We start from the raw sequence: 25687 nt of genomic DNA on the forward strand, positions 1-25687 counted from the left end.
CGCGGGCGGCGTTCAGGATCTTGTCGATGACGAGATAGCTGGTGGCCGGGGTGTCACCGCCCAGGGCGAACGCCTCATCCGCGGCGCGGACATGCAGAGCGTCCCGGTCCGGGTCGGCGTAGACGGCCACGCTCGCGATCCCGGCGTCCCGGCAGGCCCGGGCCACGCGGACAGCGATTTCGCCACGGTTGGCGATGAGCACCTTGCGCACGATTGAGGCTCCCTCCTTGAAACAAGCCGAGTTTAGGGACTGCCGACACGGCACTTCGACCCGTCCCCAATGGTGAGCTTGCCCACACGGAGCGTGATCCGAGGCTCGCCCGACCAGAGAAAGCCCATGTCGCACCGGGGTACGCAGGACTCCTGGGGAAAACCCTAGCCCCGCCGTGTGGTCAAGGTCTCTGTGCGGGCGTGCTGCGGCCCACTCTGTTTCTTTGTCGAGTCCCTACGAATGGCCCAATGATTCTTTGCTTCCGTCGCAACCCTTGTCCCCTGGTTTACCCGTTAGTAGCGTTCCCGATGTCTCGGACGTACCTGGGGTAACAGGCTGTCGGTGTGAGAGTGGGTGGGGCCCGGTGGTGCGCAGACCGGTGGCGTGGGTCGTGGCGGTCGTCCTCGTCGTGGAGGCGCTGTCCGTCGTGGCGGTGAACTGGCTGCTCGGGGTCGTCGTGGACCGGCAGAAGATGTCCCTGGCCGGTCTCGACCCCGATGTCATGGCGACGTCCTCGAAGATCGGCGGAGTCGTCTTCGGGCTCTACTTCGCGCTGTGCGCGCTGGTGGCCGTGCTCGTCGCGGTACGCGACCGTGCACCGGCCGGCTTTGGCCGAGTGGTGCTGATCAGCGCGGCCGTGGTGCACGCCCTGCTCGGCGCGTTCGCCTGGGGACTGTTCGGCATGGCGGCGTTCGTGTTCATGGTCGCCGTCCTCGGGCTGATCGTGCTGCTCCTGATGACGTACGACCGCGCGGCCGGCCCGCAGGGCGCGGTCCCCGGCGGCACGCCCGGGCAGGGGGCCGGGCCGGCGGCGGGGCCGGAGCCGGGTCCGGAACCCGTCGACGGGGACGCGCCGACGGGCCGTACGGGCGAACCTCAGGACGGCGACGGGGAACCCCGGGACTCCGTCCCGTCCCAGGGCTCCGCGCACGCCCGGGTCAGCGCTCCGGCGCCCACAACTCCGTGATACCGACGCCCAGTTCCGCCAGGAGCCGGCGGACCAGGGGCAGGCTGATGCCGATCACGTTGCCGTGGTCGCCGTCGATGCCCTCGATGAACGGCGCCGAACGGCCGTCCAGGGTGAAGGCGCCGGCCACGTGGAGGGGCTCACCGGAGGCCACGTAGGCGGCGATCTCGGCGTCGCTGGGTTCACCGAACCGGACGACGGTGGAGGCGGTCGCCGACACGTACCGCTTGGCCTCCGTGTCCCACACACAGTGCCCCGTCTGGAGCACGCCCGCCCGTCCGCGCATGTCCTTCCAGCGGGCGGTGGCCTCCTCGGCGTCGGCCGGCTTGCCGAGCGCCCTGCCGTCCAGCTCCAGCACCGAGTCGCAGCCGATCACCAGGGCCCCCTGCACCTCGGGGCGTGCCGCGACCACCGACGCCTTCGCCTCGGCCAGGGCGAGCGCCAGCTCCGCCGGGGTGGGCGCGGTGACGGCGTCCTCGTCGACGCCGCTCACGATGACCTCGGGGTCGAATCCGGCCTGCCGGAGCAGGCCCAGCCGGGCGGGGGACTGGGAGGCGAGCACGAGTCGCCTGCGGCGATTGGCAGTCATGCGGTCAGGTTAGCCACGGCGCGCCGGGCGGCTCACCTCAGGCCGATCACGATCATCGCCAGGACCATGGCCAGCGCCATGAGGAGACCGAGCCGCCGGAGCATGTTCTGCGCCTCGCGCAGTTCCTCGGGCGGCTCGTTCTCCGGATCTGACCACAGCATGCCCCCAGCGTGCGGCCGGACCGGGTGCGGGTGCCTGAGTAGGCGTACTCAATTCGGCACCCGGGATTCCGGTAGGCGGGCGGTCAGCCCCGGCCCGGCCAGTAGGTGCGGGACCACGACGCCGGGCCCGGCGCCGGGACGTGCCGGGCGGCGATGCGGGCCGGGTCGTTCCACGCGTCCCTCGGACCTCCCGCGCCGGACGGCGCGGTGGCCGCCGCCGCGGCGCGGGCGCGGACCACCGCCAGGGCGGCGGCCAGCTCCTCCGGGGTCGGGTTGCCTCGTACGACCTTGATGTTCATGACCGCTCCCAGGGTCGGCGGGGCCTACAGGGGGATGTTGCCGTGCTTCTTCGGAGGCAGGGATTCCCGCTTGGTGCGCAGTTGACGCAGGCCGCGGACGATGTGCGCGCGGGTGTCGGACGGCATGATCACCGCGTCGACGTAACCGCGCTCGGCCGCGACGTAGGGGTTGAGGAGGGTGTCCTCGTACTCCTGGATCAGGCGGGCCCGGGTGGCCTCGGCGTCGTCCGCCTCGGCGATGGTGCGGCGGTGCAGGATGTTGACCGCGCCCTGGGCGCCCATGACGGCGATCTGGGCGGTGGGCCACGCCAGGTTGAGGTCGGCGCCCAGGTGCTTGGAGCCCATGACGTCGTAGGCGCCGCCGAATGCCTTGCGGGTGATGACGGTGATCAGCGGGACGGTGGCCTCGGCGTAGGCGTAGATCAGCTTGGCGCCGCGACGGATGATGCCCTCGTGTTCCTGGCCGACGCCGGGCAGGAAGCCGGGGACGTCCACGAACGTCAGCACCGGGATGTTGAAGGCGTCGCAGGTGCGGACGAAGCGGGCGGCCTTCTCGGAGGCGGCGATGTCCAGGCAGCCGGCGAACTGCATCGGCTGGTTGGCGACGACGCCGACCGGGTGGCCCTCGACCCGGCCGAACCCGGTGAGGATGTTCGGCGCGAACAGGGCCTGGGTCTCGAAGAACTCGGCGTCGTCCAGGACGTGCTCGATCACCGTGTGCATGTCGTAGGGCTGGTTGGCGCTGTCGGGGACGAGCGTGTCCAGCTCGCGGTCCTCGTCGGTGACGGCGAGATCCGCCTCCTCCGGGAAGACCGGGGGCTCGGAGAGGTTGTTGGACGGCAGGTACGACAGCAGCTGCTTGACGTACTCGACGGCGTCCTTCTCGTCGCCGGCCATGTGATGGGCCACGCCCGAGGCGGTGTTGTGGGTGCGGGCGCCGCCCAGCTCCTCGAAGCCGACGTCCTCGCCGGTGACGGTCTTGATGACGTCCGGGCCGGTGATGAACATGTGCGAGGTCTGGTCGACCATGACGGTGAAGTCCGTGATGGCCGGGGAGTACACCGCGCCGCCCGCGCAGGGGCCGACGACCAGGCTGATCTGCGGGATGACACCGGAGGCGTGGGTGTTGCGGCGGAAGATCTCGCCGTACGCGCCGAGGGAGGCGACGCCTTCCTGGATGCGGGCGCCGCCGGAGTCGTTGATGCCGATGACGGGGCAGCCGGTCTTCAGGGCGAAGTCCATCACCTTGACGATCTTCTGGCCGTAGACCTCGCCGAGGGCGCCGCCGAAGACCGTGAAGTCCTGGGAGAAGACGGCGACCGGGCGGCCGTCGACCGTGCCGTAGCCGGTGACCACGCCGTCGCCGTAGGGGCGGTTGCGGTCCAGGCCGAAGTTGGTCGAGCGGTGCCGGGCGAACTCGTCCAGCTCGACGAACGAGCCCTCGTCCAGCAGCAGCTCGATCCGCTCACGGGCCGTCAGCTTGCCCTTGGCGTGCTGCTTTTCCACGGCGCGTTCCGAACCGGCGTGCGTCGCCTCGTGGATGCGCCGCTGGAGATCCGCGAGCTTCCCCGCGGTCGTGTGAATGTCGATCCCTTGGATCTCGTGACGCTCTTCCGGCTCGGACATCGGGATGCGGCTCCCTGCCTGCTCAAAAGGGGGGACGGTTACTCATTCGTAGAGTAGTGGTGGCGCTACCGATCAGCAGTGCGTCGTTTACCACACCTAGGGTGGCTTGCATGACGCCGCAGAATCCATCAGACGACAGCCGCTGGTCCGACCTCGAACGCCCGCCCCTGAACGCCACCGCGCTGCGGCGCGGGCTGGTCCGGGACGGGGGCCTGTACCGCGACATCGAGGTGGTGCCGCGTACCGGTTCCACCAACTCCGACCTCGTGGCGCGGGCCGCCGCCGGGGGCCTCGAGGAGGGGGCGGTGCTCGTCGCGGAGGAGCAGACGGCCGCCCGGGGGCGGCTGGACCGGCGATGGAGCGCGCCGCCGCGGTCCGGGCTGTTCTTCTCCGTGCTGCTCAGGCCCCGTGAGGTGCCGGTGGCACGGTGGGGGTGGCTGCCGCTGCTGACCGGGGTCGCGGTGGCGACGGGGCTGGCGCGGGCGGCGGGCGTCGACACGGCGCTCAAATGGCCGAACGACCTGCTGGTCACCGTCGGCGGGGAGGAGCGCAAGGCCGGGGGGATCCTCGCGGAGCGGGCCGGGGACGACGGGGTCGTCATCGGCGTCGGCATCAACGTCAGCCTGCGGGCCGACGAGCTGCCGGTTCCGCAGGCGGGGTCGCTGGCGCTGGCCGGGGCGGCGGGGACGGACCGGGATCCGCTGCTGCGGGCGGTGCTGCGGGCGCTGGAGGACTGGTACGGGCGGTGGCGGGCGGCGGGGGGTGACCCCTCGGTGTGCGGGTTGCAGGAGACGTACACGGCGGGGTGCGCCACGCTCGGCCGGACGGTGCGGGCGGAGTTGCCCGGGGACCGGTCCGTGGTGGGGGAGGCCGTGGCGCTGGACGGGGACGGGCGGTTGGTCATCGCCACGGGGGAAGGGGTTCAGGAGCCGGTGGGGGCGGGGGACATCGTTCATCTGCGCCCCGCGTGACCCCTGCGGGGGGCTTGGCCGGGGGGCTCGGGGGGTGGTGCGGCGCGGTGGCAGGGTCCGGGTGCGGGTGCCTGCGGCGCCTGTGCGGGTGCGTTGTGTTCCCACGCGTGGTGCCTTGGGGGCGGGGTGTGCCTGTGCCGGTGCGTTGTGGGGGTCCCCTCGCGTGGTGCCTCGGGTGGGGGGTGCGGGGTGCGGGTGTGTTGTGTCCCCCAGGGGTGGTGCCTCGGGTGCGGCTGGGGGTCGGATGCCTGCGGCGCCTGTGCGGGTGCCCTCGCGTGGTGCCTTGGGTGCGGGTGGGGGGTTGGGTGCCTGCGGCGCCTCCGCGGGTGTGTGGGGGTGCGCGTCGCGCCCAGGATGAGTGGGGGAGTCGGGGCCGCGCCGGGGGGTGTCCGTCCTCGGAACGGCGCGGAATCGGTTGGCCGTAGAGGTTCTCGTGTTGACGCGCCAACCGCTGCGGGCGGACACCCCCCGACACGTCCCCTTCCCGCCGTGCGCGGCCGACCCGCCGTCTCGCCTCTCGACCAACGGCAACCCTGGCGCCCCGAAGGGGCGCGGGGAACTGCGCGACCAGCCATGGTCGGCGTACCGGGAAGGGTCCCGTCGGCCCAACCCGACGGAGTGAGCTGGCGCACACCTGCCGTAGAGTTGAGGCCGGTCGATACCTGACCGTGGCAGATCGGAAGGGCAGCAGGCGTGACCGTCGACGACACGGGCTCCGGCGCTGGCGGGGACGGCCGGGTGGATCCCCACGCCCCCGACAACGGCGAGGACCCGCTGGCCCTGCGGCTCGAACAGCTCATCCTGGGTGCCGAGCGCCGTTACACCCCGTTCCAGGCGGCCCGTAGCGCCGGTGTCTCCATGGAGCTGGCGTCCCGGTTCTGGCGGGCCATGGGGTTCGCGGACATAGGGCAGGCCAAGGCCCTCACCGAGGCCGATGTGCTGGCCCTGCGGCGGCTCGCCGGTCTGGTGGAGGCGGGGCTGCTCAGCGAGGCCATGGCGGTGCAGGTGGCCCGGTCCACCGGGCAGACCACGGCCCGGCTGGCCGAGTGGCAGATCGACTCGTTCCTGGAGGGGCTGACCGAGCCCCCGGAGCCGGGCATGACCCGCACCGAGGTGACGTACCCGCTGGTCGAACTGTTGCTGCCGGAGCTGGAGGAGTTCCTGGTCTACGTCTGGCGCCGTCAGCTCGCCGCCGCGACCGGCCGGGTCGTGCAGGCCGCCGACGACGAGGAGATGGTCGACCGCCGGCTCGCCGTCGGCTTCGCCGACCTCGTCGGTTTCACCCGGCTCACCCGCCGGATGGAGGAAGAGGAGCTGGGCGAGCTGGTCGAGGCATTCGAGACCACCGCCGCCGACCTGGTGGCCGCCCGCGGCGGCCGGCTGATCAAGACCCTCGGTGACGAGGTGCTGTACGCGGCGGACGACGCCGGTGTGGCCGCGGACATCGCGCTGCGCCTGGTGGAGACCCTGGCGAACGACGAGACGATGCCCGAGCTGCGGGTCGGCATGGCCTTCGGCACGGTGACCACCCGGATGGGTGATGTGTTCGGTACGACGGTCAACCTCGCCTCCCGGCTGACCTCCATCGCGCCCCGGGACGCCGTCCTGGTGGACAGCGCCTTCGCCGAGGAACTGATCCGCACCGGTGAGGCGCCCGCCTCCGAGGCCGAAGCCGCGGCGGCCGAGAAGGAGGGCGAGGAGACGCCGTCGTACCGTTTCGCCCTCCAGCCGATGTGGCAGCGGCCGGTGCGCGGGCTCGGCGTCGTCGAGCCGTGGCTGCTCACCCGTCGCGACGGTCGGTCCTCCTAGCCCCGCTCGCCGGGTCACCCGTCCCGTACGCGCTTCGTCCTGCTTGCGGTGGCGGCCTCGGCGTGAGGGTGCGGCCCCGGTCTTTTCCGGGATCGGGTACGGCTGCGATGATCTGACCCACAGTGTGTTAACCCGCGTTAACCGGAGGGGTGTCATGAGCGAGGAGCGGTACGGGGAGTTCGTCCTGGTGCGGCGGCACGGGCACGTCGCGGAGCTGGTGCTGGACCGGCCCAAGGCGATGAACGCCGTCTCCACGGAGATGGCCCGCTCCCTCGCGGGCGCGTGCGCCGCGCTCGCCGGTGACCCCGCCGCCCGGGTGGTCGTGCTGACCTCCTCGCACGACCGGGCGTTCTGTGTCGGGGCGGACCTGAAGGAGCGGAACTCCTTCACCGACGCCGACCTGGTCCGGCAGCGGCCGGTGGCGCGGGCGGCGTACACCGGGGTGCTGGAGCTGCCGATGCCGACGATCGCCGCGGTGCACGGCTTCGCGCTGGGCGGCGGTTTCGAACTGGCCCTCTCCTGCGATCTGATCGTGGCGGACCGTACGGCCGTGGTGGGGCTGCCGGAGGTGTCCGTGGGTGTCATCCCGGGCGGCGGTGGTACGCAGCTGCTGCCCCGGCGGGTCGGGGCCGCACGGGCCGCCGAGCTGATCTTCTCGGCCCGGCGGGTGGCGGCGGAGGAGGCCCTTGGGCTGGGGCTGGTGGACCAGTTGACGGAGGAGGGCCGGGACCGCGAGGAGGCGCTGGCGCTCGGGGAGCGGATCGCCGGGAACTCGCCGGTGGGGCTGCGGGCCGCCAAGCGGGCGCTGCGGCTGGGTCACGGGCTGGATCTGCGGGCCGGTCTGGAGGTCGAGGACGCGGCATGGCGCTCGGTGGCCTTCTCGGGCGACCGCGCGGAGGGTGTGGCCGCCTTCAACGAGAAGCGCAAGCCGCAGTGGCCGGGGGAGTAAGGGGGGCGGGTAGCCGAGGTCCGGGTGCGCTTCGGCCGGCTCATTGCCGGGCAGTGGTGGTCCGGGCGTGCGCCCGGCCGTCTCGCCGGCGGCCACCTGATCGCCGCATCGATGTCCCTTGTGTCCGCATTACTCCCTAACCTGGAGTAATGGGTGAGGACAAGCGGCTCGCCGCGGTCGTGGCGCTGGCTCAGGGCATGGCGGCGGCGCACACCCCTCGCGAGTGCTGGCAGGCCGCCGCCCTCGGCGCCTGTCACGCGCTGGACGGCAACTTCGCCGCGCTGTCGGTCTGGGAGCGCGAGCTGGGCCGGCTCCGGGTCCTCGTGAACGTGGGGGACCGGGCGGCGGACGAGGAGGAGTTCCCGGAGGCCGAGACCTATCCGGTGCACCAGTTCCCGGAGATCACCGAGTTCCTGCACGAGCGGTGGGCCGGTGGCGGGGGACCCAACGCCTGGGTGGAGACCGTCGAGGGCGCCGCCGAGGGCAGCGCCGGGTACCTCCACCAGCGGGTCTCGGCCCTGCGCCGGCGGGGGCGCGGGTGCTGTGTCGTCGCCCCCGTCGTGCTGCACGGCCGGGCCTGGGGCGAGCTGTACGTGGCCCGCGCGGCCGGCGCGCCCGTGTTCGCGCGGGCCGACTCCGACTTCGCCACCGTGCTCGCCGCCGTCGTGGCCGCCGGTATCGCGCAGACCGAGCGGCTGGAGGAGGCCCGCCGGCTCGCGTTCACCGACGCCCTCACCGGCCTGGCCAACCGCCGGGCCGTGGACGTGTGCCTGGAGGAGGCCGTCGAGCGGCACCGCGCGGAGGGTGCGGTGGTCAGCCTGGTCGTCTGTGACCTCAACGGGCTCAAGCGGGTCAACGACACCCTCGGGCACGCCGTCGGCGACCGGCTGCTGGAGCGTTTCGGCTCGGTGCTGTCGCTGTGCGGGGCGATGGTGCCGGGCGCGCTGGTCGCGCGGCTCGGCGGGGACGAGTTCTGCCTGGTCGCGGTGGGGCCGCCCGCCGACGACGTGGTGAAGGCGGCGGACGAGCTGTGCCGCCGGGCCGGGGAGCTGGAGCCGGGGGAGGGGGTGGCGTGCGGGATCGCCTCGACCGCGGAGGCGATCGGCGAGGTGGGCGACGCCCGGCGGCTGTTCCGGCTCGCGGACGCCGCCCAGTACCGGGCCAAGGCGCTGCGGCTGGACCGGCCGGTGGTGGCCGGCCGGGAGGGGCCCGGCGATCCGGTCGTCCGGCTGGCCGACGAGCCGCCGCCCTCGCGCGCCGAGCGGCGCCGGTTCCGTGGGCGGCGGCCGTGAACGGGCGCCGCTGGTGAGGCGAAACCCACACTCCGAGGTAAGGGGTGACTCCGGTGCCCACTAGTGACACCATCGCATTCAATGCGTACGCTCCTGAATATGGATATGCACACTGTGGTGGTGGGGACGTCCGGGGTCACGGCGTCCGACGTTCTCGCCGTGGCGCGCGGCGGTGCCCGCATCGAGCTGTCGGCGGAGGCGGTGGCGGCCCTCGCGGCGGCCCGGGAGATCGTGGACGCGCTGGCGGCCAAGCCCGACCCGGTCTACGGCGTCTCCACCGGCTTCGGCGCCCTGGCGACCCGGCACATCAGCCCGGAGCTGCGCGCCCAGTTGCAGCGCAACATCGTCCGCTCGCACGCCGCCGGCATGGGTCCCCGGGTGGAGCGTGAGGTCGTACGGGCCCTGATGTTCCTGCGGCTGAAGACCGTCTGCTCCGGGCACACCGGGGTGCGGCCCGAGGTCGCGCAGACCATGGCCGACGTGCTGAACGCCGGGATCACCCCGGTCGTGCACGAGTACGGCTCCCTGGGCTGCTCCGGCGACCTGGCCCCGCTGTCCCACTGCGCGCTCACCCTCATGGGCGAAGGCGAGGCGGAGGGCCCCGACGGGCGCGTCCGGCCCGCGGGCGAGCTGCTCGCCGAGCACGGGATCCGGCCCGTCGAGCTGCGCGAGAAGGAGGGCCTCGCCCTGCTCAACGGCACCGACGGCATGCTCGGCATGCTGATCATGGCCCTCGCCGACCTGGACACCCTCTACAAGTCCGCCGACGTCACCGCCGCCCTCACCCTGGAGGCGCTGCTCGGCAGCGACAAGGTCCTCGCGCCCGAGCTGCACGCCATCCGCCCGCACCCCGGGCAGGGCGCCAGCGCCGCCAACATGCTCGCCGTGCTGAAGGGCTCGGGGCTCACCGGGCACCACCAGGACGACGCCCCGCGCGTCCAGGACGCCTACTCCGTGCGCTGCGCCCCGCAGGTCGCCGGCGCCGGACGCGACACGATGGCGCACGCCCGCCTGGTCGCCGACCGGGAGCTGGCCTCGGCCGTGGACAACCCGGTGGTGCTGCCCGACGGGCGGGTGGAGTCCAACGGCAACTTCCACGGCGCGCCGGTGGCCTATGTGCTGGACTTCCTCGCCATCGCCGCCGCCGACCTCGGCTCCATCGCCGAGCGCCGCACCGACCGGCTGCTGGACAAGAACCGCAGCCACGGCCTGCCGCCGTTCCTCGCCGACGACGCCGGCGTGGACTCCGGGCTGATGATCGCCCAGTACACGCAGGCCGCGCTGGTCAGCGAGCTGAAGCGGCTCGCCGTACCGGCCTCCGCGGACTCCATCCCGTCCTCCGCCATGCAGGAGGACCACGTCTCCATGGGCTGGTCGGCCGCGCGCAAGCTGCGCACCGCCGTGGACAACCTCACCCGGGTCATCGCCATCGAGCTGTACGCGGCGACCCGCGCCATCGAGCTGCGCGAGGGACTCACCCCGGCGCCCGCCACGCAGGCCGTGATCGACGCCGTGCGCGCCGCAGGCGTGGAAGGCCCGGGCCCGGACCGGTTCCTGGCGCCCGACCTGGCCGCCGCCGACGCCTTCGTGCGCGGCGGCGAGCTGCTGGCGGCCGTGGAGAAGGTCACCGGCCCGCTCCAGTGACCGACGGCGGGGCCCCGGCCGGGGCCCCGTCCCATGGGTGACGTTCCGTCACGAGAGCCTGGCGGCCTGCGCCTTCACGACCGGGGCGGAGACCGTGTAGGGCTTCTTGTTCATCATCGCGCCGATGTTGACCGTGGTGTACACCGCGAGGGTCCTGCCGTGCCGCACCACCTCGGAGTGCAGCGGCAGGGCGCCGTCCTCGCCGTCCTCGTCGGTCGCGGTGAAGGCCACCGACGCGTCACCCGTGCCGGAGGCCTTCTCCTCGGCGACCTTGGTGAACTTGCCTTTCTCGCCGTCCTGTTCGCCGGAGAACCCGCCCGCGCACGCCTTGACCGCGTCCTGGAGCGAGGTCAGGGCCCGCTCGGCGCCGTCCCCGTCGTACGAGGCCGGGGTGACCACGGTGACGTCCAGGTTCATGGCCTTGGTGAACTCGTCCTTGAGGGCGCCCTCGGTCAGGTCCTCCGGGGAGCTGGGCGGGGCCGTGGGGGCCTTGTTCTCCTGCGTGGCCATGCGGCTGGTGTTCGCCGCCGGGGCGCCGGGCGCGATGCCGGTGAAGGCCTGGAGCACCGGCTCGCACTTGGCGTCGCAGGCCTTGACCTCGGAGCGGTCCGGGACGCCGCCCTCGACCGGTCCGACCTCGTGCCCGGGCACATCACCCTTGGCGATGATCAGCTTCTGCAGTTCCGCCGCGCTCAGCGTCTTCGCGGCCGGCTTCGCGGCGTCCTTGCCCGAGGTGTTCCCCGAGCCCTTGGTCAAGACACATCAAAAACCCATGCGCTCGCGACGCACCGAGTACACGACGAAACCGGCGCCCACCGCGAGGAACAGGCTCCCGCCGATGACGTACGGGGTGGTGTCGAAGGCGCCGGTGTCGGCCAGTTCGGCCTCCTCGGCCGCCCGGTCCGTGCCTGTGGCCGGCGCCCACACCGCTCTGACCTGCGCGACCTGTGTGACCTCTGTGGCCTCTGTGGCCTGTGTGACCCGGGCGGGCGTCGAGGCGGTCGCCGTCTCTCTCGCCGGGGTGTTCTGCGAGGCGTTCGCGGACGGGACGAACCACAGTGCGCACAGGAGGGTGCCCGCGGCGGTGGCGGTCAGCAACGGGCGGCGAGCGTAGGACACGGAATATCGATCCCCTTGTGACGCTGGCGAATTGGCCGTGTGGGGTGATGTTAGTGAAAGGCGCGGGTCACAGGAAAGTCACGGGAGGTTTCGACCGTACGCTCCCCTCATGAGCACGGAAGAGACATCACGGTTTGTGCGGCTTCGGGTGGAGCTGGTGCTGGAGGTGCACGACGAGGACGAGGTGGCCAAGGCCGCGCTGCGCCGCCTCGCCGGGGACACCGGGCTGCCGGAGGCGGAGCGGGCGCACGCCGAGTCCGCTGTGACGGAAGACACCGCGGAGGCCCTGGCCTATCTCGTGGATCCGTTCGACCTGGTCAGCGAGGTGCCCGGGGTGGAGCTCCAGCAGGCGTCCTGGTCCAGCGAGCGCGTCGACTACGACCCCGATTCGCCCGAGTGGGACCTGGACGAGGATGATGGGGAGGACGACGAGGAAGAGGACGGCATCGGCTGAGCGTCCCGGGGCACCCATGGCCCCGGACGGCACCCGCCGTCCGGGGCCTTCGTCGTCCCAGGGGACGTACGGACCGGTGTCCGGCCCCACCCGTGACGAAGGAGCGCGCCACGGACGTGGGATGCCCCACAGATCCACGGGGCGGGAACGGGACGAACCGGCCGTAGCGTTGATGGTTCTTGACGGGGGACTCTCGGGGTTTTCGCGACTCGGCAACGATGGAGAAGCTTGTGATGACGGACAGTAAGCGGCGCGGACGCCTGGCGGCCGCTTCCGCTCTGCTCGGCGGTGTGCTGGTGCTCACGGCGTGTTCCGGCGGCGACGCCGACGCCTCCGGCAGCGGCAACGGCGACACCTCGCAGGCCAGCGTCGACGAGGCGGCGGCCAAGAAGTCCTCCGAGGCGCAGATCACGATCACGCCGAAGGACGGCTCCGCCAACGCGTCGATCAACAACTCCGCCGCCGTGACGGTGAGCAAGGGCACGCTCACCGGCGTCACCATGACCACCCAGGACGGCAAGCCCGTCGCCGGGCAGCTGTCCGCCGACAACAAGAGCTGGAAGCCCAGCACCCCGCTGGAGCGGTCCACCACCTACAAGGTCGCCGCGGAGGCCAAGGACTCCGAGGGCCGCATAGCCCACGAGAACGCCTCCTTCACCACGGTCTCGCCGGCCAACAGTTTCATCGGCACCTTCACCCCGGACAACGGCTCCACGGTCGGTGTCGGCATGCCCGTGTCGATCAACTTCGACAAGGCGATCACCAATAAGGCGGCCGTGCAGAAGGGCATCACGGTCAGCTCCAGCAGCGGCCAGGAGGTCGCCTGCCACTGGTTCAACGCCAACCGCATGGACTGCCGTCCCGAGGACTACTGGAAGGAAGGCTCCACCGTCACCCTGAAGCTGGCGCTCGACGGCGTCCAGGGCGCGAGCGGCGTCTACGGCGTCCAGCAGAAGACGGTCACCTTCCACATCGGCCGCAACCAGGTCTCCTACGTCGACGCGCAGACCAAGCAGATGAAGGTCACGCAGGACGGCAAGGTCGTCAAGACCATCCCGATCTCCGCCGGCTCCCCCGACAACAAGACGTACGAGGGGCGGATGGTGGTCTCGGAGAAGTTCAAGCAGACCCGCATGAACGGCGCCACGGTCGGCTTCACCGACGACGACGGCAAGGGCGAGTACGACATCAAGGACGTGCCGCACGCCATGCGCCTGACCACCTCGGGCACCTTCATCCACGGCAACTACTGGGGCGCGCCGTCGGTGTTCGGCAGCGCGAACACCAGCCACGGCTGTGTCGGTCTGCGGGACGCGAAGGGCGCCAACGACCCGAGCACTCCGGCGGCCTGGTTCTACAACAACACGCTGATCGGTGACGTCGTGGTCGTCCAGAACACCGGCGACAAGACGGTCTCGCCGGACAACGGCCTCAACGGCTGGAACATGGACTGGGCGCAGTGGAAGGCCGGTTCGGCCGTCTGACGCTCCGTCATCACCTCGCGCGATGCCGCCCCTCCGGGGGCGGCATCGTTCGTTGACGGCGCATAACACCCTTTGGTTCCAAGGGACTTCGCGGTTCTGTAACGGTGTCCCGGACGGCACGTAACAGTTTCCTGTCGTGCTTTCTCACCGTTCTCTCATCTCTTGAGTGCCTGATCGCCTCCCGGAATACTTCGATGCCCGGGAGGCCGACGCGCACCTGTGCGAGTCCGCCCCCGGCCGGGTGAACGGGGAATTCGCCCGGTACCTCATCTCCAGGGGGAGAACTTGCGCGTACAAGTGAAAAGAGCGGCTGCGGCCACCGTGGCAACGGCCGCAGCGGTCGCCCTCGCAGCGGGAATGACCAGCCCCGCGTCGGCGAAGCCCGCCCGCACCTCGGCGGGCGCCTCCGCGCTCACCGCCAGGCACCACGTCACCCTGATCACCGGTGACCGCGTCGCCCTCGACGCCAAGGGCCGGGTCGTCGGCCTGGAGCGGGCCAAGGGCCGCGAGCACATACCCTTCAAGGTCCGCAGGGCCGCCGGGCACACCCTTGTGATCCCCGCGGACGCGGCCCGCCTGGTGGCCTCCGGCACGCTGGACCGGCGTCTGTTCGACGTCACCGAGCTGGACAAGGCCCCCACCCGCAAGGCACAGAAGAACGGCCTGAAGGTCATCGTCGGCTACCGCGGCGGCGCGGGCGCCGCCAAGGCCGGGGTCCGCGACGCGGGCACCCTGCGCCGCAGCCTGACCGCCCTCAACGCGGACGCCGTGCAGATTCCGGCCGGGGACACCGCCGGGCTGTGGGACGCCGTCACCGACGGCGACAGGACCGCCTCCGGCATCGCGCACGTCTGGCTCGACGGCGTCCGCGAGGCCAGCCTCGACAAGTCCGTGCCGCAGATCGGCGCCCCCACCGCGTGGAAGGCCGGTTACACCGGCAAGGGCGTCAAGGTCGCCGTCCTGGACACCGGCGTGGACACCCGGCACGTGGACCTGAAGGACCAGGTGATCGCCTCCCGGAACTTCACCGCCGCCGCCGACGCCACCGACCACTTCGGCCACGGCACGCACGTCGCCTCCATCGTGGCGGGCACCGGCGCCAAGTCGGGCGGCAAGTACAAGGGTGTGGCCCCGGACGCCAAGCTCCTCAACGGCAAGGTCCTGGACGACAGCGGCTTCGGCGACGACTCCGGCATCCTCGCCGGCATGGAGTGGGCGGCCGGCCAGGGCGCCGACGTCATCAACCTCAGCCTCGGCGGCTACGACACCCCCGGGATCGACCCGCTCGAGGCCGAGGTCAACAAGCTCTCCGCCGAGAAGGGCGTCCTGTTCGCGATCGCCGCGGGCAACGACGGCCCCCAGTCGGTCGGTTCGCCGGGCAGCGCGGACGCCGCGCTCACCGTCGGCGCCGTCGACGACAAGGACAAGCTGGCGGACTTCTCCTCCACCGGCCCGCGCGTCGGCGACGGCGCCATCAAGCCGGACGTCACCGCGCCGGGCGTCGACATCACCGCCGCCGCGGCCGACGGCAGCGTCATCGACGGGGAGGTCGGCCAGAAGCCCAAGGGCTACCTCACGATCTCCGGCACCTCGATGGCCACCCCGCATGTCGCGGGCGCCGCGGCCATCCTGAAGCAGCGGCACCCCGACTGGGGCTACGCCGAGCTGAAGGGCGCCCTGACCGGCTCCACCAAGGGCGGCAAGTACACCGCCTTCGAGCAGGGCTCGGGCCGTATCCAGGTCGACAAGGCCATCAACCAGTCGGTCGTCGCCGAACCGGTCTCGCTGAACTTCGGTGTGCAGCAGTGGCCGCACACCGACGACACCCCGGTCACCAAGAAGCTGACGTACCGCAACCTCGGCGACAAGGACGTCACGCTCACCCTGGCGAGCACCGCCACCGGCCCCAAGGGCGCGGCGGCCCCGGCCGGCTTCTTCACGCTCGGCGCCAACCAGGTCACCGTCCCGGCGCACGGCACGGCCGCGGTCGACCTCACCGTGGACACCAGGCTCGGCGGCACCGTCGACGGCGCCTACTCCGCGTACGTCACGGCGACGGGCGGCGACGGCCAGACCGTCCGCACGGCCGCCGCGGTGCAGCGCGAGGTGGAGACCTACGACGTCACGCTGAAGTTCATCGGCCGTGACGGCAAGCCGGCCCCGTACTACGAGGCCGACCTCACCGGCGTGGCGGGCCTGGCGGCCGGCACCTCGGTGAACCCCTACGACAAGTCCGGCACGGTGAAGGTGCGCGCGCCCAAGGGCACGTACATCCTCGACACCACCGTCTACCGCGACCCGGACAACTCCGCCAAGGGCATCGACTGGCTCGTGCAGCCGAAGCTGACCGTCGACAAGAAGCAGACGATCACCCTCGACGCGCGCAAGACCAAGCCGGTGGACATCACCGTCCCCGGTTCGGGCCTGAAGCCCGCGTTCGCCGCGCCGGGCTTCGGCATCACGGTCGGCGACAGCGAGTACCTCTACACGAGGTTCCTGGACTCGTACAAGAACTTCCGCACCGCCCACCTCGGCCCGCAGCCGCCCGCCGGCTCGCTGACCCAGCAGTGGGACGCCCACTGGACCAAGGGCGCGACCGAGGAGTACGCCGTCACCTCCGGCGGCCCGGTCAAGCAGCTCGCCACCGGCTACACCCGGCACTACAAGGCCGGCGAACTCGCCACGGTGAAGGTCCGGATGGGCGTGGCGGCCCGCGGCAAGACGGGCACCGTCGACGCCATGGGCTGGCTGCCCGGCAGCTCCGGCGCCTCCTCCATCAGCGTTCCGCAGAAGCTGCCCGGCACCCGCACCCTGCACCTGTCCACCACGGGCGGTGTGCGCTGGGGGCTGGAGTTCGGCCAGCAGGGCGGGGACGACTACGACGCCGGGTACTCGCTCGGCGATTCCACCTTCAAGGGCGGCAAGACCTACACCAAGACGGTCAACACCGCCGTCTTCGGCCCGCACCTGACCAAGGACACCGGTCTCTTCCGGGAGGGCGACGAGATCTTCGGCGCGCTGCCGCTGTTCGCCGACTCGGCCGGGCACGCCGGGTACTCGAGCTTCGCCTCGGCGAGCACCACCCTGTACCGCAACGGCACCAAGGTCGGCACCATCAAGGACCCGCTGTTCGGCGGCGAGACCTTCAAGGTCCCGGCCGGTGACGCGGCGTACAGGCTGACCACCTCGGTCACGCGGAAGGCCACGGTGTCCGAGGCCTCCACCCGGATCGACGCGGCCTGGACCTTCCGCTCCAAGAGGCCGTCCGGCGACTTCGTCCAGCTGCCCGCCTCCACCCTGCGCTTCGGTGCCACCACCGGCCTGGACAGCCGGGTCGCGGCGGGCAAGAAGGTCACCTTCCCGGTCACCGTGGAGGGCGCCGCCGCCGGCCGCAACCTGAAGTCCCTCGCCGTCTACGTCTCCTACGACGGCAAGAACTTCAAGAAGACCGACGTCAGGAACGGCAAGATCACCGTGAAGAACCCGGCCAGGAACAAGGCCGTCTCGTTCCGCGCCAAGATCACCGACAAGAAGGGCAACACGTCGGAGATCACGATCCACAACGCGTACTTCGGCAAGTGATCCCTCGCTAGCCGACCGTCCGCACGAGCGGCCCGCGGCGGGTACCCACCCGCCGCGGGCCGCTCGCCCGTTTCCGGGCTACACCGAGGGAACCGCCCGGGTGGCGTCCGTGCCCCAGCTCGCCAGCAGGCGCAGGGACTCGGCGGTGGGGGAGCCGGGCTCGGCGTGATAGGTGATCAGGGACTGCTCCGAGCCGTCCGTCAGGCGGAAGCTCTCGAAGTTCAGCGCGAGGTCGCCCACCAAGGGGTGGTGCAGGTGCTTGACGCCATGGCTCTTCTCCTTGACGTCGTGCGTGGCCCACAGCCGGCGGAACTCCTCGCTCTTCACCGACAGCTCGCCCACCAGCGCCGACAGCTTCGGATCGTCCGGGTGGCAGCCCGCGTCCATGCGCAGGGCGCACACGATGTCGATCGCCTTCTGCTCCCAGTCGACGAACAGCTCCCGGTACTCGGGGCGCAGGAACACCAGCCGGGCCCAGTTCCGCTCGGCCGGCGGCACCTCCGCCCAGTCGCCGAAGAGGGCCGCCGCCATCCGGTTCCAGGCGAGGATCTCCGAGCGCCGGCCCACGACGTACGCCGGCACGGACTCCATGGTCTGCAGCAGCTGCCGCAGCGCCGGGCGCACCTGCTGCTGGCGCGCCACCTGCTTCTTCTTCAGCGCCTTCGGCTTGGCCAGATGCGTCAGATGGGCGTGCTCGGCGTCCGTCAGCCTGAGGGCCCGCGCGATCGCGTCCAGCACCTCCGCCGACACGTTCCGTCCGTTGCCCTGTTCGAGCCGGGTGTAGTACGCCACCGACACCCCGGCCAGCTGCGCCAGCTCCTCCCGGCGCAGCCCCGGCACCCGGCGGTGCCGCCCGAAGCCGGACAGTCCCACGTCCTCCGGCTTCAGCCGGGCCCGCCGGCTGCGCAGAAACTCGCTCAGCTCCGCCCGCCGGTCCAGGGCCCCGCCGGTGCTGATCGTGGTCTCCGGCTGCTCGTCCCTGCTGTCCATGCGTCCAGTATTCCTGGTCGTATGCCCGGGAGCCTGACCTCGCTGGTGGTACGCACAGCGGTCGTACGCAAAGGCGTGGTCTGGGTACACCACCGGTCGTGCGGCAGGCTGGACGCCGTGCCCGGTACCAGGACCGGGCGCGAGAACGACCGCTAGGAGAACCCCCGGCATGACCACTGTTGCCGCATACGCCGCCCCCGCCGCGAAGGCTCCGCTGGAGCGCACGACCATCGAGCGACGCGCGGTCGGCGAGTCCGACGTCCTGATCGACATCAAGTTCGCCGGTATCTGCCACTCCGACATCCACCAGGCCCGGGAGGGCTGGGGCGAGGCGATCTTCCCGATGGTCCCCGGCCACGAGATCGCCGGCGTCGTGTCGGAGGTCGGCCCCGGTGTGACCAAGTTCAAGGTCGGCGACCGGGTGGGCGTCGGCTGCCTGGTCGACTCCTGCCGTGAGTGCGAGAACTGCCGGGCCGGGCAGGAGCAGTACTGCCTGAACGGCAGCTTCGGCCCCACGTACAACGCCATCGGCCGGGACGGCACGCCCAACTACGGCGGCTACTCGCAGAAGATCGTCGTCGACGAGAACTACGTCGTCCGCATCCCCGACGGGCTCTCGCTGGACGCGGCCGCGCCGCTGCTGTGCGCCGGCATCACCACGTACTCCCCGCTGAAGCGCTGGAACGCCGGCCCCGGCAAGAAGGTCGCGATCCTCGGCATGGGTGGCCTCGGCCACATGGGCGTCAAGATCGCGCACGCGCTCGGCGCCGAGGTGACCGTGCTGTCGCAGTCCCTGCGCAAGAAGGACGACGGCCTCAAGCTGGGCGCCGACCACTACTACGCCACCAGCGACCCGAAGACCTTCGAGGAACTGCGGGGCACGTTCGACCTGATCGTGTCCACGGTGTCGGCCCCGCTGGACTTCAACGCCTACCTGTCGCTGCTGAAGACGGAGGGCGCGCTGGTGAACGTGGGTGCCCCCGAGGAGCCGGTCTCCCTCAACCTCTTCTCGGTGATCGGCGGCGGCAAGACCCTCGCGGGCTCCATGATCGGCGGCATCCGCGAGACCCAGGAGATGCTGGACTTCTGCGCGGAGCACGGCATCGGCGCGGAGATAGAACTGATCGCCGCATCCGAGATCAACGAGGCGTACGAGCGGGTGCTGGCCAGTGATGTCCGCTACCGCTTCGTGATCGACACCGCCACGATCTGACCTGCGGTCCGCCTGGCCGTAGTCCTGCCGGCCGTAGTCCTTGCCGGGCTACGGCCGGCGGCGGGGTGTCTGCCTGCCGGGGTTGTCTGCCGACCGCGGGGCCGTCGTGGTTGCTCGCGCAGTTCCCCGCGCCCCTTCGGGGCGCTCTCTGCCCCTACTGAAGAACGAAGCCCTCGCCGGCGCTGTATGCCCGTACCGTCGCGCTTTCGTTCGGGGCGGGGTGTACCACGTGTACCCGGCCGGTGCCGGACACCCGGGCCTCGCCGTCATGGACGGCGAGCAGGGTGTTCTCGTCCACGGCGACCCCGTACGGCGCCTGCCGCCGGCCGACCGCCGCGACCAGCCGGGCCAGCGTCCCCCACTGGGCGGCGTGCACGTCCACCGCGAACGGCACCAGTCCGAGCCCCGCCCGGACCTCCACCTCCGCCAGATCCTCCCCGGTCTCCTCCGGGCACACCGGCACGCCGTCCACCAGCCACCCGCCGACCACGGCCCGCCGTGCGGCCACGGCGGCACCGGCGGAGAAACCCGCGTACGGCAGCCCGCGCTCGGCCAGCAGCCCCGGCAGCCGCTCCAGGCACTCCGCGAGCGCCTCCTGGTACGCGGGCGTGAGCCCTCCGCACACCAGCAGCCCGTCGATCCCGTCCAGCGCGGCCTCCGGCTCGAACCGGCCGCCGAGCGGTACGAGCAGCGGCACCGGCACGCACGCCGGCCCGGCCTTGCCCAGCGCCCCCGCGTACCGCTCGAACTGCGCCTTCCCGTCCCCCTCGTCGACGATCAGACACCCGATCCGCCGGGCGCCGCGCACCTGGCGCAGAAACGGTTCGTACACCTCGGCGCGGTCCCAGCCGCCACCGATCAGAAACACCGGACTGCCCATGCCCTCCCCTTCAACAGACGCAAAGGGGCGAATGTACGGGCCGCGAGCCGGAGCCGTCGCGCGATTTACCGCTCCCGGCCGCCGTCCGGGGCGGAAGCCCTCAGCTCCCGGTGCGGGCGATGCCGACCGGGCAGGACACGCCGGTGCCGCCCAGGCCGCAGTAGCCCGCCGGGTTCTTGTCCAGGTACTGCTGGTGGTACGCCTCGGCCGGGTAGAAGGCGCGGCCCTCGGCCGGGAGGATCTCCGTGGTGATCATGCCGTAGCCGGAGGAGGTCAGGACCTTCTGGTAGGCGTCGCGAGAGGCCTCCGCCGCCGCGGCCTGCTCCGGGGTGTGCGTGTAGATCGCCGAACGGTACTGCGTCCCCACGTCGTTGCCCTGCCGGAAGCCCTGCGTCGGGTCGTGCGACTCCCAGAAGGTCTTCAGCAGGGCGTCGTACGAGATCTGCCGCGGGTCGTAGACCACCCGGACCACCTCCGTGTGACCGGTCAGGCCCGAGCAGACCTCCTCGTACGTCGGGTTCTCCGTGTGACCGCCCTGGTAACCGACCAAGGTCGTGAACACGCCCGCCGGGAGCTGCCAGAACTTGCGCTCGGCGCCCCAGAAGCAGCCCAGGCCGAAGTCGGCGATCTCCAGGCCCTCGGGGAAGGGGCCGAGCAGCGGCGTGCCGAGGACCGTGTGGCGTTCCGGGACCGCGTAGGCCGGCTCGGGGCGGCCCTTGAGCGCCTGCTCGGGGGTGGGCAGCTGGGGTGTGCGGCCGAAGAGCATCGGGTCTCCCTGTCGGTCGGGGCTGGGTGCCGCCCGCGTCGGCGGCGACGGCACCCGTACAACGCCCCGCGCGCCCCGCGCATTCCGGTCAGACGCCCGCCGTCGCCGCCTCCTCCGCCAGGGCGACCGTCGTGTTCCGGACCCGGCAGTAGTAGCCGGCCATGTCGCTGTCGTGGCGCCACGGCAGCGCGTTCACATGCCCGTCGACCAGCCGGAACTGCTCCAGCGCCGCCTCGTTGCGGCCCTGGAGGTGCAGGTAGTACGCCAGCAGGTGACGCAGTTCCGGCAGCCTCGGGTGGGACGGGTCGGCCGCCGCCGCGTCCGCGAGCGCCGCCTCGACCCGGGCCCGCATCTCCGGCGTGTTGTCGGCCTCGGTGTCGTCCGACTCGTCGTGCTCGAAGTGCGCGATCAGCGGCAGCACGGTCAGCAGGCTGCCCAGCGGCGCGCCGGCCGCCGCCCGCTCGGCGAACTCGCGGGCGAGCCGTTCGGAGCCGCGCCACTTCGCGCACCAGTACTGCAGCGCCGAGAAGTGCGCCTCGTAGTGGTGCGGGGCACGCGAGGTGATCTCCGTCCACAGCTCGTCCATCCGCGCGTTCGGGTAGCCGAGGCCCAGCGCCACCCAGATCTCCGCGACGAACGGGGTCGGGTCGTCGGGGTTCAGCGCCGCCGCCCGCGCGACATCCGCGCGCGCGGCGGTCAGCGTGCGGTGGAAGCCCTCGGCCTGCTCCCGGGTCGTGTACTTCGCCGCCTTCGCGCCCCGGATCTTCCAGGCCAGGATCACCGTGCTGCGCGCGCGGACCACGGCCGCGTCCGGGTCGTCGGGCCGGGCCGCCTCCCAGGCCAGCAGCCACGCGTCCTCCTCGGCCGCGCGGTCGGCCAGCTGATAGGCGAGCGCCGAGCGACGCTCCCAGTCCCGGCCCACCGCCGCGAGCAGGTCGGCGGCGGGCTGCCAGTCACCACCGCGCACGGCGGCCAGCGCGGCCGTCCACTGCTCCGGCAGCGGCGCGGCGAGCTCGGTGTTCTGCCGCTCGGCGGGCAGCAGGCCGAGCTTCGCGGCGGCCTTGGCGGCCCGCGCGGCCTCGGCGTCGGCGTCGGTGTCCCCGTCGTCGGGGCTCGGCGAGAAGAGTTCCTTCAGGAACACCCAGAGCAGCCACAGCAGGAAGACCGCCGTGGGGACGGCCAGGATGCCGAGGATCCAGAAGAGGACGGTCATGCGGGTCGGTCCGTTCGTGTCGAATGTCGAATGGGGCCGGCGGGCCGGAAGAAGCCGGCGGACCGGGCGGGGCCGGGCGGGGCCGGCGGATGGGGTGGGCTCGGCGGGTCGAAGGGAGCCGGCGGATCGGGTGGGTCGGCGCGTCAGGCGGAGCCGACGGGTCAGGCGTTCTGGACCGCCGGCGGCAGCAGCGCGCGCAGCCGGGTGGTGTCGGGGTGGTCGGCGACCGCCGCCTCCAGGGCCGCGTCCAGCTCGGCCTCGGGGCTGTCGTCCCCTGCGCCCGTCTCCCAGCCGGGCAGCCGTACCGTCGCCGGGCTGGTCCAGGAGAACTCCCAGGTCAGCAGCGAGCAGGCGCTGAACTCGGCCAGCACCATCGTGCGCAGCGAGCCCAGCAGCGCCGGCCGTACGAACTCGCGGAACGCCCGCCCCTTCGCGGCCGCCGCCTGCTCCGACAGCGGCAGCCGTTCCGCCAGCCGCCACAGCCGGCCGTCGTCGATGAGGTCCAGCAGCGCGGACAGCGTGGCCGGCTGCCCCGTGTACGCGGTCAGCGCGCGGTGCAGCGGGGTCGTCGTGGCGGACAGGCCCGCGGCCATCGAGGCGTTCAGCAGCTCTTCCCAGCCGGCGGCGCGCGGGCAGGCGAGCAGCTCGTCCAGGAGGACTGCGTCCTCCAGCGCGCCCAGGGTGCGCTCCGGGTCGGTCAGCAGCGTCAGCGCCGAGCCCCGGGCCTCGTCGGTGCGCCCGTCGGCGGGCAGCGCCTCGATCCGCCGTACCCGGTCGGCGATCGGCGGGTGGGAGTCGTACGGTCCCACCGGCATCTCCGGCAGCTCCGCGCGCAGCCCCGCCGGCTCCGGTTCCCGGGCGGTCAGCAGCCGGCCGAAGCCGCCGAAGAACTCGCCGCGCGGCGGCAGCAGCCGAGCGTGCAGACCCAGCGTGGCGTAGGAGTCCACGTAGAAGTCGTGCGAGGCGGACAGGGCCGGGATCTCGCGCAGCGCCGACGCGGTCGCGTCCCGCCCGGCGATCCGGGCGGCGGTCAGGTCGGCGGCGTACTCCTGGCCGCGCGCGGTGGACAGGGAGGCGCGCAGGTAGAGCTTGCCGTAGGCGGTGTAGATCCGCGCCATCGTCCGGTACGTCGCCCCGACACCGGTGGTGTCGATCTCCTTGGCCTTGCGGCCCTTGGCGACCCGCTTGGCGGACGCCCGCTCCTGCCGGGCCCGGTCGGCGGCCACCTTGCCGTCCGCCTTGGCGTGGAACTGCCCGATGACCCGGCCGATCTGCACGCGCCCGCGCACGACCAGCGCGGACAGCCGGGTGTCGCCGCCGGTGAAGTGACCGAACTCGTGGGCGAGCACGGAGCGCAGCTGGGCCTCGGTCAGGCCGATCAGCAGCGGCACGCCGAGCGTGAGGCGGCGCGGGCCGGGCAGCAGGCCGAGCAGCCGCGGGTCCTCGCTGACGGAGGCGTTGACCTCGCCGGTGAGCAGGATGCGGTCGGGGGCGCGGGTGCCGGCCGCCGCGGCCAGCTCGCGCACCAGCGCCCACAGCCGGGGTTCATCGGCGTCGGTGACCGGGAGGCCGGGCGGGTCCTCGCCCTTCGGGGTGCGCAGCATCAGCATGCCGCGGACCACGGGGATGGCCAGCAGCACCGTGACGAAGCCGACCTTCGCCGTGAGCGGGCCGTGTCCCCAGCTGAACACGAGGACGTCGACGCCGGCCAGCGCGGCGAGCAGGACGAGGCTCAGCAGATAGAAGCCGAGCAGCAGAACGAGAGCGCGCAGTGCGCGCAGCGTTGCGCCCATCGGGCAGATCCCCCCACAGGACCCCGGAAAAGGGACATGACGAAGCGGCGGAAAAGGACAGGAAGGACGCACCGGGGCGATGACCGGTCGGTGCGGTGGTGCTGTTGGTGCCAGTGGTGCCGGCGTGGTGGTGCAGGTGGTGCTATGGGACTGGTGATGCGGTGTGGGGGAAGCGGAGTATGCCCTACCGCAGGTCAGAAGGGCAATGTGAGGGGCGCGTAAAGGCGGACGGGGTGCGGTCGTGGAGCTTGTTCGTCCGCTCGGGAAGCCTCGGCCTTCGCTCGCCGCTTGTTCGTCCGCTCGGGAAGACCCGGTGTCGCTCGCCCGGGCGGACCGGCGATCCCTCGCCCGGGCAGTCCCCGTGCTTCCTTCAGCCGGTCGGGGTCGCCCTCAGCCGGTGGGTCGCCCTCAGCCGGGCAGGGTCGCCGGGCTGCCGCCGTTGGCCTCGTAGCCCGCGACCGCCAGTGCGCGGTGGAGGGCGAACGCGGCGGCCGGGTCCTCGGACAGGGTCCACGGCAGCGCGCCCACATGCCCGTCGACGTGTATGAGCTGGTCCATGGCCTCCGCCCAGCGCTCGGCGCGGACCAGGAAGAAGACCAGCAGATGCCGGACGTGGGGGAGGGTCGGGTCGTCGGGGCCGGCCGAGTGCACCGCGTGCAGCGCGCCGTGGATCGCCTTGGCGACGACCTCGCTCTGGTAGAAGCTCGCGACCAGGTTCACCTCCGGGAGGTGCTCGAAGACCGCGAACAGCGGCAGCGCGGCGAGCAGCGAGCCCTCCGGGGCGCGGGCCGCCGCGCTCTGCGCGAAGGAGTACGCCTGCTCACGGGAGCCGTGCCACTTCTCGCACCAGTAGTGCAGCGCGGCCAGATGCGCGCCCATGTGATACGGGGCCCGGTCGAGGATCTTGGCCCACAGCTGCTCGAACTCGGCGTGCGGATAGGCCAGCCCGCGTGCGACGGACAGCTCTATGACGTACGGCACCGGGTCTCCGGGCGCCAGCAGGGCGGCCTCCGCGCAGGTCTTGCGGGCCTCCTCCATGATGATCCGGAACTCGTCCGTGCCCGGCGTCGCCGTCCGCCAGGCCTGCTGCACCAGGAACTCCGCGTGCACGGCGGCACCGCCCGCGTCCTTGGGCTTCTCGGCCCGCCACACCCGCAGCCACTGGCCGCCCGGCGTCTCGTGCACCCCGCCCGGCCGCTGCCGCAGCTCCAGCGCGGCGGCGCCGGCGAAGGCCTGCACCCGCTGCCAGCGCAGCTCGCCCTCGGCCTCGGTGCCGGCCAGCAACTGGGCGGCGGCCCGGTAGTCCTGCGTACGCTGCACCAGCTCCAGGGTCTCAAGCAGGTCCTGGTCCGGGCCGGGCAGGCGCACGTCCAGCTCCTCCTCGCGCAGGAAGCCGTAGGCCGCCGGGTCGGCGGCGTCCGGGTGTCCCGCCGGAACCCGCTGGATCCCGCCGCGCCCGCGCCGCAGAACCGGGAGCAGGACGAGGCTCAGCACGAGCAGCGCCATCAGCAGCCAGAGAATCGCCATGTCCCAAGCGAACCAGACCCCGCCGACAATTGGCGAACCCCGCCGCGATCCTGTGGAAAACTCTCGATCAGAGCATGACAGCAACTCCGGTCACACCGTGACAGCAACATTGCAGAACCTGGCGAACACCTCTCGCCGGGCGTCAGGA

General features: G+C 72.1%; 23 protein-coding genes. 10 read left to right on the forward strand and 13 right to left on the reverse strand.

Annotated features, from left to right (window positions below; all coding sequences use genetic code 11):
* Nucleotides 1–211 (reverse strand): biotin carboxylase N-terminal domain-containing protein (locus tag IE251_RS40575; protein ID WP_308436568.1); only part of this gene is annotated, 211 nt, incomplete at its 3' end.
* A 364-nt stretch (nt 212–575) separates the two neighbouring features.
* Between IE251_RS40575 and IE251_RS01400 the strand changes: the two genes are divergently transcribed.
* Entirely contained in the window at nt 576–1178 is a 603-nt protein-coding gene (locus IE251_RS01400; RefSeq protein ID WP_229896529.1) for a hypothetical protein, read from the forward strand.
* Here the strand turns inward: IE251_RS01400 and IE251_RS01405 are convergent.
* From IE251_RS01405 to IE251_RS01415, 4 genes are all read right to left on the reverse strand, one after another.
* Nucleotides 1150–1767, reverse strand: coding sequence for a Maf family protein (locus IE251_RS01405; protein WP_189751050.1), 618 nt, complete (start codon nt 1765–1767; stop codon nt 1150–1152). The genes IE251_RS01400 and IE251_RS01405 overlap by 29 nt on opposite strands.
* Before the next feature lie 32 nt (nt 1768–1799).
* Nucleotides 1800–1928, reverse strand: a complete 129-nt coding sequence (gene mmpB, locus IE251_RS41625; RefSeq protein WP_267925621.1) for a morphogenic membrane protein MmpB — start codon at nt 1926–1928, stop codon at nt 1800–1802.
* Between the two features lie 83 nt (nt 1929–2011).
* Complete coding sequence (locus IE251_RS01410) at nt 2012–2227, reverse strand: acyl-CoA carboxylase epsilon subunit (protein ID WP_189751051.1); 216 nt, start codon at nt 2225–2227, stop codon at nt 2012–2014.
* Nucleotides 2228–2251: 24 nt separating this feature from the next.
* A complete protein-coding gene (locus IE251_RS01415; RefSeq protein ID WP_189751052.1) occupies nt 2252–3853 on the reverse strand; it encodes an acyl-CoA carboxylase subunit beta in 1602 nt (533 codons plus the stop codon).
* 110 nt (nt 3854–3963) lie between these two features.
* On the opposite strand from IE251_RS01415, the gene IE251_RS01420 reads away from it, so the two are divergent.
* The 5 genes from IE251_RS01420 to hutH all read left to right on the forward strand — a co-directional run bounded on the left by IE251_RS01420 (nt 3964) and on the right by hutH (nt 10518).
* Entirely contained in the window at nt 3964–4824 is an 861-nt protein-coding gene (locus IE251_RS01420) for a biotin--[acetyl-CoA-carboxylase] ligase (RefSeq protein WP_189751053.1), read from the forward strand.
* 693 nt (nt 4825–5517) lie between these two features.
* Nucleotides 5518–6633 carry an adenylate/guanylate cyclase domain-containing protein gene (locus IE251_RS01425; RefSeq protein WP_189751054.1) on the forward strand — a complete coding sequence of 372 codons (1116 nt, stop codon included), beginning with the start codon at nt 5518–5520 and terminating at the stop codon, nt 6631–6633.
* Nucleotides 6634–6787: 154 nt separating this feature from the next.
* Nucleotides 6788–7582 carry an enoyl-CoA hydratase/isomerase family protein gene (locus IE251_RS01430; protein WP_189751055.1) on the forward strand — a complete coding sequence of 265 codons (795 nt, stop codon included), beginning with the start codon at nt 6788–6790 and terminating at the stop codon, nt 7580–7582.
* Between the two features lie 149 nt (nt 7583–7731).
* Nucleotides 7732–8874: a GGDEF domain-containing protein gene (locus IE251_RS01435; RefSeq protein WP_189751056.1), complete on the forward strand. Its 1143-nt coding sequence runs from the start codon at nt 7732–7734 to the stop codon at nt 8872–8874.
* Nucleotides 8875–8979: 105 nt separating this feature from the next.
* Nucleotides 8980–10518, forward strand: a complete 1539-nt coding sequence (gene hutH / locus IE251_RS01440; RefSeq protein WP_030778620.1) for a histidine ammonia-lyase — start codon at nt 8980–8982, stop codon at nt 10516–10518.
* A gap of 48 nt (nt 10519–10566) precedes the next feature.
* Here the strand turns inward: hutH and IE251_RS01445 are convergent, their stop codons facing one another.
* A complete protein-coding gene (locus IE251_RS01445; RefSeq protein ID WP_229896530.1) occupies nt 10567–11274 on the reverse strand; it encodes a hypothetical protein in 708 nt (235 codons plus the stop codon).
* A 6-nt stretch (nt 11275–11280) separates the two neighbouring features.
* Complete coding sequence (locus tag IE251_RS01450) at nt 11281–11637, reverse strand: hypothetical protein (RefSeq protein WP_189751057.1); 357 nt, start codon at nt 11635–11637, stop codon at nt 11281–11283.
* A 109-nt stretch (nt 11638–11746) separates the two neighbouring features.
* On the opposite strand from IE251_RS01450, the gene IE251_RS01455 reads away from it, so the two are divergent.
* The 3 genes from IE251_RS01455 to IE251_RS01465 all read left to right on the forward strand — a co-directional run bounded on the left by IE251_RS01455 (nt 11747) and on the right by IE251_RS01465 (nt 17157).
* Nucleotides 11747–12091 carry a hypothetical protein gene (locus tag IE251_RS01455; RefSeq protein WP_229896531.1) on the forward strand — a complete coding sequence of 115 codons (345 nt, stop codon included), beginning with the start codon at nt 11747–11749 and terminating at the stop codon, nt 12089–12091.
* Nucleotides 12092–12324: 233 nt separating this feature from the next.
* Complete coding sequence (locus tag IE251_RS01460) at nt 12325–13575, forward strand: L,D-transpeptidase (protein WP_189751058.1); 1251 nt, start codon at nt 12325–12327, stop codon at nt 13573–13575.
* Between the two features lie 297 nt (nt 13576–13872).
* Nucleotides 13873–17157 (forward strand): S8 family peptidase, encoded by a 3285-nt coding sequence (locus tag IE251_RS01465; RefSeq protein WP_189751059.1) that lies wholly within the window; start codon nt 13873–13875, stop codon nt 17155–17157.
* 78 nt (nt 17158–17235) lie between these two features.
* Here the strand turns inward: IE251_RS01465 and IE251_RS01470 are convergent, their stop codons facing one another.
* Complete coding sequence (locus tag IE251_RS01470; protein ID WP_189751060.1) at nt 17236–18147, reverse strand: helix-turn-helix domain-containing protein; 912 nt, start codon at nt 18145–18147, stop codon at nt 17236–17238.
* 169 nt (nt 18148–18316) lie between these two features.
* Between IE251_RS01470 and IE251_RS01475 the strand changes: the two genes are divergently transcribed.
* Complete coding sequence (locus tag IE251_RS01475; RefSeq protein WP_189751061.1) at nt 18317–19360, forward strand: NAD(P)-dependent alcohol dehydrogenase; 1044 nt, start codon at nt 18317–18319, stop codon at nt 19358–19360.
* 154 nt (nt 19361–19514) lie between these two features.
* Here the strand turns inward: IE251_RS01475 and IE251_RS01480 are convergent, their stop codons facing one another.
* The 5 genes from IE251_RS01480 to IE251_RS01500 all read right to left on the reverse strand — a co-directional run bounded on the left by IE251_RS01480 (nt 19515) and on the right by IE251_RS01500 (nt 25539).
* Nucleotides 19515–20240, reverse strand: a complete 726-nt coding sequence (locus tag IE251_RS01480; protein WP_189751062.1) for a Type 1 glutamine amidotransferase-like domain-containing protein — start codon at nt 20238–20240, stop codon at nt 19515–19517.
* Nucleotides 20241–20340: 100 nt separating this feature from the next.
* Entirely contained in the window at nt 20341–21006 is a 666-nt protein-coding gene (msrA, locus tag IE251_RS01485; RefSeq protein WP_189751063.1) for a peptide-methionine (S)-S-oxide reductase MsrA, read from the reverse strand.
* Nucleotides 21007–21094: 88 nt separating this feature from the next.
* Nucleotides 21095–22219 carry a hypothetical protein gene (locus IE251_RS01490; protein ID WP_189751064.1) on the reverse strand — a complete coding sequence of 375 codons (1125 nt, stop codon included), beginning with the start codon at nt 22217–22219 and terminating at the stop codon, nt 21095–21097.
* 161 nt (nt 22220–22380) lie between these two features.
* Entirely contained in the window at nt 22381–24012 is a 1632-nt protein-coding gene (locus IE251_RS01495) for a M48 family metalloprotease (protein ID WP_189751065.1), read from the reverse strand.
* Between the two features lie 408 nt (nt 24013–24420).
* A complete protein-coding gene (locus tag IE251_RS01500; RefSeq protein ID WP_189751066.1) occupies nt 24421–25539 on the reverse strand; it encodes a hypothetical protein in 1119 nt (372 codons plus the stop codon).
* Nucleotides 25540–25687: the final 148 nt, after the last annotated feature.

Source organism: Streptomyces eurythermus (assembly GCF_014649115.1).
In the GTDB taxonomy this organism is placed as follows: domain Bacteria; phylum Actinomycetota; class Actinomycetes; order Streptomycetales; family Streptomycetaceae; genus Streptomyces; species Streptomyces eurythermus.

Excerpts from the sequence above, each read along its gene's own strand:
- IE251_RS01405 (WP_189751050.1), bottom strand. The coding sequence starts at position 1,767 with ATGACTGCCAATCGCCGCAGGCGACTCGTGCTCGCCTCCCAGTCCCCC.
- mmpB (WP_267925621.1), bottom strand. The coding sequence starts at position 1,928 with ATGCTGTGGTCAGATCCGGAGAACGAGCCGCCCGAGGAACTGCGCGAG.
- IE251_RS01410 (WP_189751051.1), bottom strand. The coding sequence starts at position 2,227 with ATGAACATCAAGGTCGTACGAGGCAACCCGACCCCGGAGGAGCTGGCC.
- IE251_RS01415 (WP_189751052.1), bottom strand. The coding sequence starts at position 3,853 with ATGTCCGAGCCGGAAGAGCGTCACGAGATCCAAGGGATCGACATTCAC.
- IE251_RS01420 (WP_189751053.1), top strand. The coding sequence starts at position 3,964 with ATGACGCCGCAGAATCCATCAGACGACAGCCGCTGGTCCGACCTCGAA.
- IE251_RS01430 (WP_189751055.1), top strand. The coding sequence starts at position 6,788 with ATGAGCGAGGAGCGGTACGGGGAGTTCGTCCTGGTGCGGCGGCACGGG.
- IE251_RS01435 (WP_189751056.1), top strand. The coding sequence starts at position 7,732 with ATGGGTGAGGACAAGCGGCTCGCCGCGGTCGTGGCGCTGGCTCAGGGC.
- hutH (WP_030778620.1), top strand. The coding sequence starts at position 8,980 with ATGCACACTGTGGTGGTGGGGACGTCCGGGGTCACGGCGTCCGACGTT.
- IE251_RS01455 (WP_229896531.1), top strand. The coding sequence starts at position 11,747 with ATGAGCACGGAAGAGACATCACGGTTTGTGCGGCTTCGGGTGGAGCTG.
- IE251_RS01460 (WP_189751058.1), top strand. The coding sequence starts at position 12,325 with ATGACGGACAGTAAGCGGCGCGGACGCCTGGCGGCCGCTTCCGCTCTG.
- IE251_RS01470 (WP_189751060.1), bottom strand. The coding sequence starts at position 18,147 with ATGGACAGCAGGGACGAGCAGCCGGAGACCACGATCAGCACCGGCGGG.
- IE251_RS01475 (WP_189751061.1), top strand. The coding sequence starts at position 18,317 with ATGACCACTGTTGCCGCATACGCCGCCCCCGCCGCGAAGGCTCCGCTG.
- IE251_RS01480 (WP_189751062.1), bottom strand. The coding sequence starts at position 20,240 with ATGGGCAGTCCGGTGTTTCTGATCGGTGGCGGCTGGGACCGCGCCGAG.
- msrA (WP_189751063.1), bottom strand. The coding sequence starts at position 21,006 with ATGCTCTTCGGCCGCACACCCCAGCTGCCCACCCCCGAGCAGGCGCTC.
- IE251_RS01490 (WP_189751064.1), bottom strand. The coding sequence starts at position 22,219 with ATGACCGTCCTCTTCTGGATCCTCGGCATCCTGGCCGTCCCCACGGCG.
- IE251_RS01495 (WP_189751065.1), bottom strand. The coding sequence starts at position 24,012 with ATGGGCGCAACGCTGCGCGCACTGCGCGCTCTCGTTCTGCTGCTCGGC.
- IE251_RS01500 (WP_189751066.1), bottom strand. The coding sequence starts at position 25,539 with ATGGCGATTCTCTGGCTGCTGATGGCGCTGCTCGTGCTGAGCCTCGTC.